Origin of the sequence: Trinickia sp. Y13, from assembly GCF_029522115.1 — a bacterium.
GTDB lineage: Bacteria > Pseudomonadota > Gammaproteobacteria > Burkholderiales > Burkholderiaceae > Trinickia.
On the sequence record NZ_JAKWFK010000014.1, the window covers coordinates 58,225 to 72,262 of the forward strand.

At 62.8% G+C, this 14,038-nt stretch carries 15 protein-coding genes; 5 read left to right on the forward strand and 10 right to left on the reverse strand.

Translation table 11 applies throughout. The features are described 5' to 3' along the window. Nucleotides 1–18 precede the first annotated feature (18 nt). From cheA to flhD, 6 genes are all read right to left on the reverse strand, one after another. Nucleotides 19–2,220, reverse strand: coding sequence for a chemotaxis protein CheA (gene cheA, locus MMB74_RS21745; RefSeq protein ID WP_277430731.1), 2,202 nt, complete (start codon nt 2,218–2,220; stop codon nt 19–21). 160 nt (nt 2,221–2,380) lie between these two features. Continuing rightward, nucleotides 2,381–2,755, reverse strand: a complete 375-nt coding sequence (locus MMB74_RS21750) for a response regulator (protein ID WP_277430732.1) — start codon at nt 2,753–2,755, stop codon at nt 2,381–2,383. Between the two features lie 37 nt (nt 2,756–2,792). Continuing rightward, nucleotides 2,793–3,815 (reverse strand): flagellar motor protein MotB, encoded by a 1,023-nt coding sequence (gene motB, locus MMB74_RS21755; RefSeq protein ID WP_277430733.1) that lies wholly within the window; start codon nt 3,813–3,815, stop codon nt 2,793–2,795. 35 nt (nt 3,816–3,850) lie between these two features. Next, nucleotides 3,851–4,711: a flagellar motor stator protein MotA gene (gene motA, locus MMB74_RS21760; protein ID WP_277430734.1), complete on the reverse strand. Its 861-nt coding sequence runs from the start codon at nt 4,709–4,711 to the stop codon at nt 3,851–3,853. Nucleotides 4,712–4,926: 215 nt separating this feature from the next. Beyond that, a complete protein-coding gene (gene flhC / locus MMB74_RS21765; protein WP_277430735.1) occupies nt 4,927–5,508 on the reverse strand; it encodes a flagellar transcriptional regulator FlhC in 582 nt (193 codons plus the stop codon). Nucleotides 5,509–5,642: 134 nt separating this feature from the next. Further along, nucleotides 5,643–5,963, reverse strand: a complete 321-nt coding sequence (gene flhD, locus MMB74_RS21770) for a flagellar transcriptional regulator FlhD (protein ID WP_277430736.1) — start codon at nt 5,961–5,963, stop codon at nt 5,643–5,645. A 183-nt stretch (nt 5,964–6,146) separates the two neighbouring features. Between flhD and MMB74_RS21775 the strand changes: the two genes are divergently transcribed. Together MMB74_RS21775 and MMB74_RS21780 are read left to right on the forward strand one after the other, a co-directional pair. Next, nucleotides 6,147–6,338 (forward strand): hypothetical protein, encoded by a 192-nt coding sequence (locus MMB74_RS21775; protein WP_277430737.1) that lies wholly within the window; start codon nt 6,147–6,149, stop codon nt 6,336–6,338. A 146-nt stretch (nt 6,339–6,484) separates the two neighbouring features. Beyond that, nucleotides 6,485–7,552, forward strand: a complete 1,068-nt coding sequence (locus tag MMB74_RS21780) for a glycosyltransferase family 4 protein (protein ID WP_277430738.1) — start codon at nt 6,485–6,487, stop codon at nt 7,550–7,552. Between the two features lie 168 nt (nt 7,553–7,720). On the opposite strand, the gene MMB74_RS21785 is transcribed toward MMB74_RS21780, so the two are convergent. From MMB74_RS21785 to MMB74_RS21795, 3 genes are all read right to left on the reverse strand, one after another. Then, the gene (locus MMB74_RS21785; protein WP_277430739.1) at nt 7,721–8,023 is read right to left on the reverse strand and encodes an H-NS histone family protein; all 303 of its coding nucleotides are present in this window, start codon (nt 8,021–8,023) and stop codon (nt 7,721–7,723) included. 775 nt (nt 8,024–8,798) lie between these two features. Continuing rightward, complete coding sequence (locus tag MMB74_RS21790) at nt 8,799–9,656, reverse strand: Cof-type HAD-IIB family hydrolase (RefSeq protein WP_277430740.1); 858 nt, start codon at nt 9,654–9,656, stop codon at nt 8,799–8,801. A gap of 77 nt (nt 9,657–9,733) precedes the next feature. Beyond that, nucleotides 9,734–10,606, reverse strand: coding sequence for a BadF/BadG/BcrA/BcrD ATPase family protein (locus MMB74_RS21795; RefSeq protein WP_277430741.1), 873 nt, complete (start codon nt 10,604–10,606; stop codon nt 9,734–9,736). A 234-nt stretch (nt 10,607–10,840) separates the two neighbouring features. Here MMB74_RS21795 and MMB74_RS21800 point away from each other — a divergent pair, with 234 nt between their 5' ends. After that, nucleotides 10,841–11,440, forward strand: a complete 600-nt coding sequence (locus MMB74_RS21800; protein ID WP_277430742.1) for a DNA-3-methyladenine glycosylase I — start codon at nt 10,841–10,843, stop codon at nt 11,438–11,440. Between the two features lie 182 nt (nt 11,441–11,622). Continuing rightward, on the forward strand, nt 11,623–12,051 hold the full coding sequence (locus MMB74_RS21805) for a hypothetical protein (protein ID WP_277430794.1): 429 nt from the start codon (nt 11,623–11,625) through the stop codon (nt 12,049–12,051). 177 nt (nt 12,052–12,228) lie between these two features. On the opposite strand, the gene rpsU is transcribed toward MMB74_RS21805, so the two are convergent. Next, nucleotides 12,229–12,441, reverse strand: coding sequence for a 30S ribosomal protein S21 (gene rpsU, locus MMB74_RS21810; protein WP_006401410.1), 213 nt, complete (start codon nt 12,439–12,441; stop codon nt 12,229–12,231). Between the two features lie 632 nt (nt 12,442–13,073). On the opposite strand from rpsU, the gene MMB74_RS21815 reads away from it, so the two are divergent. After that, a complete protein-coding gene (locus MMB74_RS21815) occupies nt 13,074–13,892 on the forward strand; it encodes a flagellin domain-containing protein (protein ID WP_277430743.1) in 819 nt (272 codons plus the stop codon). Nucleotides 13,893–14,038: the final 146 nt, after the last annotated feature.

Sequence of the window (14,038 nt, forward strand, 5' to 3'; positions counted from 1 at the left end):
CCCCAAACGGTTAGGGAATTACGAAAAGTTCATGGCGCCGTGCGACGCACGGCTCTCACGGTTCAGTGCGGCGACGTCCACGATCAGTGCGACGCTGCCGTCGCCCAGGATCGTCGCCGCCGAAATGCCTCGCACCTTGCGGTAGTTCGTTTCGAGGTTTTTCACGACCACTTGCTGCTGGCCGACCAACTCGTCGATCAGCATGGCGAAGCGGCGACCCTCGGTCTGCATGATCGTCACGATGCCTTGCGTCGGCTCCGTGCGTGCGCCCTCCACCGAGAACACCTCGTGCAGCGGCACGAGCGGCAGGTATTCGCCGCGCACGCGCACCACGCGCTCGCCGTTGGCCACCGTGTAGATGTCCTCGGCCGCGGGCTGCAGCGATTCCATGACGAAGTTCAGCGGCAGGATGAAGATTTCGTTGCCGACCTTCACCGACATGCCATCGAGAATCGCCAGCGTGAGCGGCAAGATGATGCGCGTCGTCGTGCCCTTGCCCGCATGCGACGTGATCTCGACGTGCCCGCCCATCGATTGGATGTTGCGCTTGACGACGTCCATGCCCACGCCGCGGCCCGAGACGTCGGTCACTTGTTCCGCCGTCGAGAAACCCGGCATGAAGATGAGGTTCCAGACTTCCTCGTCGCTCATCGATTCGCTCACCTGCATGCCTTGCTTCATGGCCTTGGCGAGAATCTTGTCGCGGCGCAAGCCCGCGCCGTCGTCGCTCACTTCGATGACGATGTTGCCGCCGTGATGCGCCGCCGACAGCACGAGCTGGCCCGCGCCGTCCTTGCCGGCCGCGCGCCGCGCCTCGACCGTTTCGATGCCGTGGTCCAGACTGTTGCGCACGAGGTGCGTCAGCGGATCGATGATCCGCTCGATCAAACTCTTGTCGAGCTCGGTCGCTTGACCGAAGGTGACGAGTTCGACTTCCTTGCCGAGCTTGGCCGCCAGATCGCGCACGAGGCGCGGGAAGCGGCTGAACACGTAATCCATCGGCATCATGCGGATCGACATCACGGTTTCCTGCAGGTCGCGCGCGTTGCGCTCGAGCTGCGCCATGCCGTTGAACAGCCGATCGTGCAACGCCGGATCGAAGGTGCTCGTCGTTTCGGCCAGCATCGCCTGGGTAATGACGAGTTCGCCGACGAGGTTGATCAGTTGATCGACCTTCTCCACGCCGACGCGGATCGAGCTGCCTTCGCTCGACGCCGCGGCGGCGGCCGGACGCGCCTTCTTGTCCTCCGCGGACGCTGCCGCGGCGGGCGCCGCGACTGCCTTGGGCGCCTCGGCCTTGGACTCGGCCGCCGGCGCCGCGCTGACGGCCGGCGTCGCGGGCGCCGCCGCAGGAGCGCTCGCCTGCGGGGCAGGTGCGGGTGCGATTGCTTTCGGCTCGCTCGCCACCGCAGCCGGTGCTTCCGCCTGCGCGTCGGGGGCGGCGCCTCGTCCGATCGTGATCTGGCTTTCGTCGATCACGAAGCAGCACACGGCCGTGATGTCGTCGGACGGCACGTCGGTCTCGAGGTAGACGACCAAGTCGCCGCCGCTCTTCACCTGTCCCACGATGTGTCCCAGGTTGCCCAATTCTTCGATCAGGAGATCCTGGTCCTTCTCCCCCACCCCCCGTAGCGTTACTTTCAGGTGAGGTCCTGCATTGTTCGCATCGCCCGTCGACGAACCGCTTCCGGTCACGCCGTGTGTCGCCTCGACGGCCTGTTCGACCACATGCTCGGGCGTGCCGTCGGTCGCGGCGGGAGCGGCAGCCGGAGCCGCGCTGGCGGCCGGAGCCGGGGCTGGATCCGCAGCCGGTGCGGCAGCCGCTCCGCTCGCCTCGGCATGCAGCCGCTCGAGCTTCGCGCAAATGGCCGCGGCCGCGGCCCCGTCGGGTTCGGCGCTCGCGCGGTAGGCGGCGAGCTGATCGGCGAGCACGTCCTTGGTTTCGAGGAACGTATCGATCATGTCCTTGCGCAACGTCAGTTCGTTGTTGCGCGCGCGATCGAGCAGCGATTCCAAGATGTGCGTCGTTTCCGTCAACGCCGTGAAGCCGAAGGTCGCCGCGCCGCCCTTGATCGAGTGCGCCGCGCGAAAGATGGCTGCCAAATCCTCCGGATCCGGCGTGCCGACATTCAGGTTCAGCAGCAACTGCTCCATCTGCGCGAGCAGTTCGTCCGCCTCGTCGAAGAACGTCTGATAAAACTGGGTAATGTCGAGTGTCATGCTTCAGTCACCGCTAAGAGTCGTGTGCTCGCTGGTGCGCGTTGTCCATTCATTGCGCGCGCCGTGCGCCGCAGATGCCCTGTCTTTGCCTATTTCCCGCCGGTCCATACCGGTTCATACCGGTTCATGCCGCTTCCTGTCGATCCGTGTCGCTCGCCCGTCACGCGCCTTGAGCGTTGAGCGCATCTACGAGCTCCGTCAGCGTGTCGGGATCGAGCGGCTTTTCGATCCAACCGCTCGCGCCCGCCGCGCGCGCCGCATCCTTGAAGGCGACGCCGTCCTCGGTCGTCAGCACGAAGATCGGCGTGGCCGAGTAGGCCGGCTGCGCGCGCAGCGCCGCGATCACGTCGAGCCCGCTGCGCTTGGGCATGTACTGATCCGTCAGCACGAGATCGAACCGGCTCGCCAAGGCGCTCGCCAACCCTTCGTCGCCGTCCGCGGCCACCGTCACGTCGTAGCCTGCGCTGCGCAAGGTCGCCGCGAGGATTTCCCGCATCGCGGCCGAATCGTCGATCGCCAAAATCTGCTTGATCATGTGTGTCTCACCCCGCTCTCGCTCCCACGCTCGCCGCTCATTGCTTTGCTCCCGCCCCCACGGCGCTCACGGGCGGCGGCGCCACTGCCGGCGCGGCTCGCGGCGCGATCTTGCCGACGAGCGGCGCGGCGCTGGCTGCGTCGTCCGATAGGGTCGTCGCCGTCGAGTCATCATGCATCAACGCGTCCTCTGCCTTTTTGTTGAGAACGATGATGCTGATGCGTCTATTCTCCGGATCGAGCGGGTCGGCCTTGTTCAGGTTTTGCGTCGATGCAAGCCCGAGCACGCGCAATACCTTGTTCTCGTCCATGCCGCCCGCGATCAATTCGCGCCGCGACGCATTCGCCCGGTCGGCCGACAACTCCCAATTGCTGTAACCCTTGCCGCCGCCCGCGTAAGGCACGGCGTCGGTATGACCTTGCACGACGATCCGGTTGGGCACGTCGTTCAGCGTTTGGCCGATCGCGCGCAAGATGTCGCGCATGTACGGTTCGACCTCGTCGCTCGCCGTCGCGAACATCGGCCGCTTCTGGCTATCGACGATCTCGATGCGCAGGCCCGTGAGCGTCGAATCGATGCGAATCTGCTGCTTGAACTGGCGCAGCACCGGATTGGACTCGATCGCGGCCATCAGCTTGACCTGCAGATCGTGCAGCCGCGCCTGCTCGCGTCGCTCCAGCGCGCCTTGCAACATGTTCAGCGCTTCATCGTCGGCTTTGGTGGCCGTACGCGTCGCCTGCGCCGTCGTGCCATCCGAACGGCGCGTAACGCCATCGGTATCGGTGGAAATGTCGCGCCCGCCGCCTTTGATGATGCTCGACTCCTGGGCGCTGCGGTCGCCGCCGCCGAGCAGCGCCGCCTTCAACGGCTGGTTGAAGTACTCGGCAATGCCCTTGAGCTGCACCGGCGTGACGGCGCTGAGCAGCCACATCAACAGGAAGAACGCCATCATCGCGGTCATGAAGTCCGCATAGGCGAGCTTCCATGCACCGCCGTGGTGCCCCTTCTTGGAAGGCGCCACGCGCTTGACGATGATCGCTCTGTCCTTGCCCTTGGTCATGCTCGCGCGCCCTCGTTGTCCTCAGCCTATGCCGCTTATTTCGCCTTGACGCGGCGCACGTGCTCTTCGAGCTCGGCGAACGACGGGCGCTCGGGAGAGAACAGCACCTTGCGGCCAAACTCGACGGCGATTGCCGGCGCATAGCCGTTCAGACTCGCGAGAATGGTGACCTTGATGCACTGGAACATCTTCGTCGACTCGGCCACGCGCTGCTCGGCCAGGCTCGCGAGCGGCCCAATCAGGCCATACGAAAGCAAGATGCCGAGGAAGGTGCCCACGAGCGCCTGCGCGATCATCGCGCCGAGCACCGCCGGCGGCTTGTCGGCAGACGCCATCGTATGAACCACGCCCATCACTGCCGCGACGATGCCGAATGCGGGCATGGCGTCGCCGACGCGGCTCAGCGCGTGCGCCGGGCCTTCGCCTTCGGCGTGATGCGTCTCGATCTCCTCGTCCATCAGGCTTTCGATCTCGAACGCATTCATGTTGCCGCCCACCATCAAACGCAGGTAGTCGGTCAGGAATTCGACGATATGGTGATCGGCGAGGATCTTCGGGTACTGCGTGAAAATCGGGCTCTTCTCGGGATCGTCGATATCGGCTTCGAGCGTGAGCGTGCCTTCCTTGCGCGCCTTTGCAAGCAAGACGTAAAGCAGCGCCATCAGCTCCATATACGTATCCTTCGTATATTTGGAGCCCTTGAATAGCGTCGGCAACAGCCTGATGGTCGCCTTGATCGTCTTCATGCCGTTGCCGAGAATGAACGCCCCCACCCCGGCGCCGGCGATCATCAGCCCTTCCTCGGGTTGCACTAGCGCGCCCAGATGGCCGCCCGCGAGCGCATAGCCGCCGAAGACGGACAACACGGTAACGAGTGTTCCAACGAAAATCAGCACAGCTGGGATCCTCACAAGGTCGACGGGAGACCGTCGTTAATCTGGTTTACGGCAGACGAGGCGAAAACTTTGGGGGCAAAAGAGGGCCGGGACCGTCGCGTAAACCAGGACGTCGTCTTACTAGACCGGCCTGTCCACTTGACGGGACCGCAAGCGGGGAGGCTGGGACGGGCCGCACGCCGGCCCGGGATGCGCACAGGGCGCGATTGGGCGCGCTAGGCCGCGAGCTCGGAGGCGCCCGGCTGCGCGAGCGCGACGGCCTGCTGCGCCTTGGCGGCGGCCAATTTCTTGGTCTTGCCGGCCCGCGACGGCGGTTGGCACAGACCGCAAACGAAGCCGTGCTGCGGATCGTGCGCATGCGCGACGAAATGCCCGCGGCACCGTGTGCAGGCCGTCATCTGCAACATCCCTGACTCGAAGAAGCGCACCAAAGTCCAAGCGCGTGTGAGGCTGAGCAGCGCTTCGTCGCCATTGAGCGCCATATGCTCCAAGTAAAGGCGATAGCTCTTCACGATCGACTGGATGGTCTCGCAACCGCCGTGCTCGGCCATGAAGCTGTAAATATTGAAGAACAGCGACGAGTGAATGTTCGGCTGCCAAGTCATGAACCAGTCGGTCGAGAACGGCAGCATGCCCTTGGGCGGCGACGCCCCCTTCAACTCCTTGTACAGCTTGATGAGCCGGTCGCGCGACAGGCTCGTTTCCGCTTCGAGCAGTTGCAGGCGCGCGCCCAATTCGATCAACTCGATCGCCAGCGTGATTTCCTTGACTTCGAGCACGACGCTCTTGGTTGCCATATCGGCCGTGTGCCCCGCTTACTTGATAGATAGTTGGTGTGTGGAGTGTGTTCGAGCGCTTTTCCGCGCCAAAGCGTCCGGACCGCGGCGACGGCGACGATGGCCGCGGCGCGTATTGCCGCGCGAGCCGGTGCTCAGCCCATCGACGCGGCGGGTTGTCCGGCCATCAGGATGGCCGAATGCGCTTGGGCCACCGACGCGCTCTTGCCCTTGTCGGCCAACGACGAGAGCACGGCATGGTCGTCGAAGCGGAAACGGCACAAAAGTTGATTCGATGCGGCTAGTTTCACCGTTTGCGCGAACGAGAGATTGGTGAGGACATCGGCCAACTGGCCGCCGATTCCCATGCGGAACATCCCCATCGCCTTGTCTTCTCGCAACAGGCGCTGTGCGAGCAACAGATACGAGAGATTGATTTCCTTGATCTCGCTGAGCATTTCGCTTGTGGCGCTCATGATTCCCCCGCGCTGGTCTGTGTCGTTCGGAAACGTTTGCTCGGCAGCGTGCGACTTACCACGGTGCTGCCGCCCGTCCTCGTGTTGGACAAATTGTGTCTAATTGTAAAAGGGGTGGAAATAGGAAGAGCACCGCCGGTCTATGCCGGAAATGTCTAGAAAGCATGTAGGAATTTTTCTGACATGAGTGCCCCATATGGGTTTGCGAGCTTGGGCGGGTTTATCGGGATAAACGGTAAGAAGGCGTTCACCCACCCCATCGTCGTATCGATACAAACGATCCTCGCCAGCGAGGCGTTCGACATCGGCACGCAACATATGCCGGCTAACGAGAGCGGCGCGCCCACTTTTTACCGGATTTCCCGGTGGAAATAAGGGCGCGCTGTTTCGGCGTGTAACAAGGATTAAGGGTTTGAAAACTTGCTCTTAGCAGCTGGGTTCGCTCCTGATAATGGCAGGGCAGCCCAAAAGCCATCGGCGGCAAGGTTGCGCGCGCCGCCCACTGAAAGGAGATTGACGCAATGCGAATCGCTCAGATCGCGCCGCTTTACGAAGCCGTACCGCCGAAGTTCTACGGAGGCACCGAACGCGTCGTGTCGTATTTGACCGAAGCGCTCGTCGAGCTCGGACACGATGTCACGCTGTTCGCAAGCGGCGATTCGATTACGTCGGCGACGCTCGACGCCGCTTGGCCGAAAGCGCTGCGCTTGGACCCGACGATCCGCGACCCGCTCGCGCCGCATATGCTGCTACTCGAAAAAGTGCGCCGGCTCGCAAGCCAATTCGATGTGCTGCATTTCCACCTCGACTATTTGCCGTTCTCGCTGTTCGCGGACGCGGCCGCGCCGTCGTTGACGACGCTGCACGGCCGGCTCGACCTGCCCGAATTGCAACCCGTGTTCGATACGTTCTCCCAAGCCAACGTCGTGTCGATCTCGCAGTCGCAACGCATTCCGTTGCCGCAAGCGCGGTGGCGCGACACCGTCTACCACGGACTGCCCGAGCATCTGCTGACGCCGCAACCGCATTGCGAGCCCGAATACCTGGCTTTTCTCGGGCGAATTTGCCCCGAAAAGCGCGTCGATACGGCAATCAAAATCGCGGCAATGAGCGGCTTACCGCTGAAAATCGCAGCCAAAATCGATAAGGTCGATCGCGATTACTTTAAGGAACAGATCGAGCCTCTGCTGTCGCAGGCGCATGTCGAGTTCGTCGGCGAAATCGACGAGGCGCGCAAGCCCGAGTTCTTGTCGCGCGCGAAAGCGCTACTCTTTCCGATCGATTGGTGCGAGCCGTTCGGCCTTGTCATGATCGAGGCCATGGCGTGCGGCACGCCCGTCATCGCATTCAATCGCGGCTCCGTGCCGGAGGTGATCGATCACGCGGTGACCGGCTATATCGTGGAAGACGTTCAAGGAGCGGTGGCGGCGCTCGAGCGCCTTCCCGAATTGTCTCGCGAAGAAATTCGCGCACAGTTCGAACGACGCTTCACCGCTCGGACGATGGCGAGCAACTACGTGAAATGCTACGAGACGCTGCTGGAACAAAGCGCCGCACGCCCGAAGTTGCGCAGCGTGGCAGCGGGATAACCCGAATATAACGAGAATGGGGGAAGCGCCCAATCGCAGAATGAAGCAATACGCTGGCGCAACCTCACCCGAAACAATTCTTGAATAAATCGTATTCGCATAGCCCGGCGCTTAGGTGCCGGGCTAATGCGGGGAGCGCCGCGCGCTTGGCAGCGGCCAGCGCGTGCATTACTGCGCGATCAGGAAGCGATCGCGGTTCTTGCCGGCAATCCACTTGGGCGGCTTGCCACGCCCGCTCCACGTGTTGCCGGACTTGGGATCTTGGTACTTCGGGGGTAGCGGGGTTTTCTTCGCCGGGGGGCGGCCGCGCCGCGGCGCTTCGGCAAATCCCAAGTCGCTGGCGCCGAGTCCGAATTCGGCAATCTTTTGCTTGATCTCCGCGATCACATTGACGACTTCTTGGCGGCGGGCCTCGTCGGCCTGCGCCTGCAGCTTTGCGATCTGAGCCTTGAGCTCTGCGTATTGGGACATCGTGGTCTCCCGTGATTGAAAAGAGTTTGTTCGGAGGTTAGTCGGAACTTTACCGGCTGGCAATGCCGAATTTACCCGAGATTGAGCGAAATGAAATCGTACGATAATTCTTAAATGTGTGTAGACCGTGCGAAAAACCTCATTAGTCGCCCAATAGACGCCCCTCGCCTGCGTGGCTATTGATGCGAATACCGGGGATGTCGGCCCGGCAATGTCGGTGGACCGTCGGTCCGAATACCGCGCCAACGCCGCGCCGTCTGTTTCGCCTCAGGTTTTCTCGCTCGCATTCGCCGTTGTTGCGGCCTGCGCGGGCGCGGCCCAGGCGGCAGCGCCACTGCGCGAAACCATCGTTTTCGTCCGTGATGGCGAAAAGCCGGCTCAAGGATACGGGCAATTGGACTGCCAAGGGCTTAATCGAGCATTGGCATTGCCCGCCGTTATCGCGGCAAAGTTCGGCAAACCGATGCTCTCTACGCGCCCAATCTATCGATTCGAAAAAAGGACGAAGGCGTGCCATACGACTATGTCCGTCCGCTCGCGACGATCGAACCCGCCGCCATTCAATACGGCATGCCCGTCGATACTACCTACGGATATGCCCGAATCGATGGGCTCGAAGACACACTGACGGCGTCCGAACGACGCGGCAAGCTCGCTGCGACGTTCACGCTCGATAGGGAAGGCCTCGACGGACGCGCCAAGGACTGTCCTGCGCGGCGCTGCCCGATGCGCCATAGCCGTAGTCATGGCAACGACGAGCGACGCCGCATGGCGGTCAAATGGGCGATTTCATATCAAAGGAACTCGCGGGACAGGGCACTAACTCATCGGTCATCGAGAACAGCTTGCGCAGATGATGCGCGACGCCTGCCTCGAAGTTGTTGCCGATGCGCGGCACGAACGGCAGCCGCGCCATCAAATCGGGATTGGCGTTGTTCATCATGAACGGATGTCCCGCGGTTTCGAGCAAATCGATGTCGTTCATGTTGTCGCCAAACGCGACGCAGTGGGCGGGAAGCAGCTCGAGGCGGCTCAACACGAATTGCAGCGCGCGTCCCTTCGAAACGTTCGACGTCATCACTTCCAAACAATCGGGAAGCGAGTAAGTGACATAGAGTGCATCGCCGAATGCGCGATCCAGGCGCTCTGCAATGATCGCGAGATCCGCGGGATCGCCGATATAAAGCACTTTCGCGATGTCTGCGCCATCGTGCGCATGCATATCGACGACTTGATAGCGAAAGCCCGAATCCTGGTGGTAAGCGAGCAACTCGGGCACGTCACGATCGATGAGCCAGGCGTCGTCGGCGAAGAGATTGACGATCACGCGGCCATGCTCGCCGACGATGGCCGGCTGCACGAGCTGCTTCACGGCTTCGGCGGAAAGGTTGCGCGAGTGGATCAACGTGTCGTCGGGCGCGTGAACGCGCGCTCCGTTGGATGTCACCAGATAAGGACGAATGCCGAGCACGTCGCGAATGCCCGCGACATCGCAGTAGTGCCGCCCCGTGGCGATCACGAATTGGACCCCCGAGCGCTCGAGCCGGCGCACCGTAGCCACCGTGAACGGGTCCAATTGATGATCGCTGTTGAGCAGCGTTCCGTCGAGGTCGGTAGCAACGAGCTTGTACATGGAAAAAGCCGAACGATGTTTTTCAAGGAGGGCGGCGCGACGAATCGTGCGGTGATCGTACCGTCATTTTATGCCGCTCAAGGAAGCGTCGCGCGCCGCGCGAGTTCGAGCGCGCCGTGCGCCGAGTCGGCCTGCGGCGCACGCAACCGGACTCGATGCGACGCCGGGACATAGCCAGCAAGCGCCGTGGCGAGCCCGCCGCACAGCGCGACCGGCATCCGGCCGAGGGGATCCAAAGCGTCGACGAGCTTCGCAATGTCGGCCCCCGCCTGCGCCAGCAGCGCCGCCGCGAACGGATGATCGCAGTGGTCGAGCACGACGGGCGCCAAGCCGGCGTAATCCGTCTGCTTTGCTTCGCAAAGCCAAAGCACGAGCGCATCGCGATCGGCTACGCCGATATGGGCGAGCAACGCCTGCGAAAAAGCATCGGCGCTCGCACGCCCATCGAGCGCTTGCTGTGCATGGACGATCGCCCGCAAGCCGAGCCATGCGCCGCTCGCTTCGTCACCCGAAGGAAATCCGTAGCCGCCCGCGGTTCGACACGCGCCGCTTTCATCGAGCGCGGCCGCGATGCTGCCCGTGCCGACCGCCACGATGACGCCCGCTTCGCCTCCATGCGCGCCGAGCACGGTGGTGTAGGCATCGCTTTGCACCTCCAGCGCAGCAAGATGCGGGGCGCGCGCCAAGAACGCCGCCAGCCAATCGCGGTTGTTCACGCCCGCGAGCCCGCAGCCGAGCGCGCAATGCCGCCATTGGAGCCCCAGCCCCGCCGATGAGAACGCTTGCGCGCATGCCGCTTCGATGGCTTGCCAGGCGCGCTCGACGCCGAGCCCGAGGCCCGAGGGGCCGCCCGCGGCCTGGGAGAGTTCGACGCCGCGCGCATCGGCCAGCACGACACGCGTGCCAGTTCCGCCGCCGTCGACGCCGATCAAAAATTGCATAGTTTCCATGCTTACCACCCGCGGCGCCGCGCCGCATCGTCGAAGTTCGGTTGATTTACGCCGACCGAGAGATTATCGGCTTCGCGCGTCCGCGCCAATTCTCCGATCGGCCTAGTATCGCCCGGTGGGCGATCCGCTATCCTTGCGAACAATTCGGGCCCTAGTCGGTTCCCCCCGGGCCTTCGGCTTAGACCCGCCGGCAAGCGAAGACGCTTGCGCGGACACCAGCGAACAGAGGCATCCATGACCGAACGTTGCAACTGGGTAAGAACTCCGGCAGACGAGCATTACCACGACACCGAATGGGGCGTGCCTTCGCGCGACGATCGGCATCTGTTCGAGATGCTCGTCCTCGAAGGCGCGCAAGCCGGCCTGTCATGGTCCACCATTCTCAACAAGCGCGAGAACTACCGCCGTGCGTTCGATAACTTCGACGTCGAAGCGGTCGCGCGCTTCACGCCGGCGAAAGTCGAGGCGTTGTTGCAAGACCCGGGCATCGTGCGCAATCGCGCCAAAATCGAAGCGGCCATCGTCAACGCGCGGGCCGTCTTGGACATTCGCGCCCAGCACGGCTCGTTTGCCGATTTCGTGTGGTCGTTCGTCGACGGCAAGCCCATTCAAAACGATTGGGCGCTTTACAAAGAACACGCGCCCGCCTCCACGCCGCAGTCCGACGCGCTAAGCAAAGCGCTCAAAGGCTACGGCTGCAAATTCGTGGGCTCGACGATCTGCTATGCCTTCATGCAGGCAGTCGGGATGGTCAACGACCATCAAGCCAATTGCGCTTCGCGCGCGCGTTGCGCCGCGCTTGCCTCGCGCAGGGGTAAGCGCGAGAGCGGCTAGTCACGTGGCATGCAGGGACGGGTATCCCCTCGTGTCGCGGGAGCAACATTCGGGAAAAAGTGCTTGATTGCACGTCTTGGTCTAGGGAATATCCCCGGAAAGCTGCAATTTCGCCCGTGAGCGCCGTTATAGCAGTCACGAGCAACCCCATCACCGCTGCCGATAGACAGCAAACCAAGATCATGAAGACCCTGCACTTCCTGACGCACCAGGACCTATTCGATCACGCCGTGGATCACCTATTCGCGCAACAGCAAGCGGCCTTGCTGCCACGCGGTGGCGGCGCTTACCACGGCGTTCGCGGCGGGTGCCCGATTGGCAGGCTGATCCATCCGCGCGATTACGTGACGTCGATGGAAGGCGTGCCCGTTCGCTATGTCGACAAACCCGCGACGACCGTTCCCGCCTACATGGACGCCGGCGTCGCGGCGCTGAGGAAAGCGCTGCTCAAAGCGCGCGTGAACGTCTACGATCCGACCACGGTCAACCTATTGAGCTGCCTGCAGAACGTACATGATGCGTTCGGTGCCTGGGAATGGCGCGAACGACTGTTGTCCATCGCGCGCCAATTCGGCCTCTCGGCCACGCAGCTAGAAAAGCACGCGGCCTGACGGCGCTTCGCGCTGTGTCCGGCTCCGGCCCGCCGGTGGGACGCGGCGCAATCTGCCGCCGCGCGGGGCATGTCCGTTGCAACCCTCGCCACAAATGCAAACGGCGGTGTCGCTTCTTTCGAAGCGCACCGCCATTTGTTTTTACAGCCGCGCCGCGGCGGCAGCGCCGCGTAGCGTTTAGTGCAACTTCTTCGGCAGCATTTGGCTGCGCAGGCGCTTGTGCAGGCGCTTGACCGCCGCGGCCTTCTTGCGCTTACGAACAGCCGTGGGCTTTTCGTAAGACTGGCGTTCACGCAGTTCGGCGATCAGGCCGTTCTTTTCGATGGCGCGACGGAAGCGGCGGATCGCCACTTCGAACGGCTCGTTTTCCTTCAGAAGAATGGTCGTCATGGATTTCCCAAAGTTACGTTCAAATGCGTAGCGCGCTTTCGCGCACGCGCCGGTCCGCTTAGAGGCCACCGCCCAACCGTACGAGAGACGGCGCGGACACTGCCACGTTCGGACTGGCCTAGAAAAGAGAGAGCGGAGAGTTCACCGCGCACGCCGGCCGGCTACCTTACCGACGCCGCGTTTGACTGCCGGAGCTGAACCTGCCCGTGCCGCTCGCGAAGTGACCGCGAGCCCGCCGCAGGACGACCGATGATGCATGGCCGGTGCAACGAAAGGGCGGCAGATCTCAAATGAAAACGGCAGCGATCTCAATTCGACCCGAGATGATAGCAGGTAAACCGAGTCCGGGCCACTTTTCGCGTTGCCAGATCAGCCTGGCAACGCCGAAACAACAGCCCAACGCCACCTTCCGCACCGCTCTTAGCAAACGTTTTGTTTTCCTCCGATCCTTGCTGCATAAGGCTCAGCAGTCGATTTCGCCCTCTAGGCACACGAATTCCTCGTTCGGTCCCTAAAGTTTTTTCTCGGCCTCGCCGACAACCAGGACAGGCGGGCAGCGCCATTCGCGAAAGCGCGACGCCGAACCCCGAACCAGCCTAGTCCCTGGACCGTTTTCCAAACGAGGAAGCAAAATGCTGAACATCAACACCAACATCCTGTCGCTGTCGACGCAGACGAACCTGTCGGGTTCGCAAAGCGCCCTGTCGCAAGCCATCAACCGCCTCTCGTCGGGCAAGCGCATCAACACGGCTGCGGACGACGCTGCCGGCCTCGCGATCGTCACGACGCAAACGGCGTCGATCAACGCGTTGAACCAAGGCGTGATGAACGCCAACAACGGCATCTCGATGGTGCAAACGGCTTCGGGCGCGATCTCCGCTACCGTCGCCAACTTGCAACGTATCCGCCAGCTCGCCGTTGAGTCGGGCGACGGCTCGCTCGGCACGGCTGCTCAAGCGAACCTGCAAACGGAAGTTTCGACGCGTCTGACGGAAATCAACCGCGTCGAATCGCAAACGTCGTTCAACGGCCAAAACGTGCTGAGCGGCCTGGGCAGCGTGAACTTCCAGATCGGCGCGAGCGCCAACCAAACGATCACGGCCAGCTTCGGCACGACGGCGTGGACGACGACGGGCCTGGGCGTGTCGGGCGTCGACATCTCGTCGACCTCGGGCGCGCAAAACGCGATCACGGCGATCGACGCAGCGCTTTCGCAAGTGAACAACTTCCAAGCAACGCTCGGCGCAACGCAGAACACGTTCCAAGCGGCTATCACGAACACGCAAACGCAATCGACGAACCTGTCGGCTGCCAAGTCGCAGATCGAAGACGCCGACTTCGCGCAAGAAACGGCCAACCTGTCGAAGGCGCAAGTGCTGCAACAAGCCGGTATCTCGGTGCTGTCGCAAGCGAACTCGCTGCCGCAGCAAGTGCTCAAGCTCCTCCAGTAATCAGGTTGAGCGCCGCGTGGCGAGCCCCCCGTTCGGGCCGCCATGCAAACGCAGCCGGCGCTCGGTACCCCTGAGCACACCGGCCCTGCGGTTACACGGCAACAGTAGGAAAAGTAGGAAATACGCAAGCGGGAGGCATGCCTCCC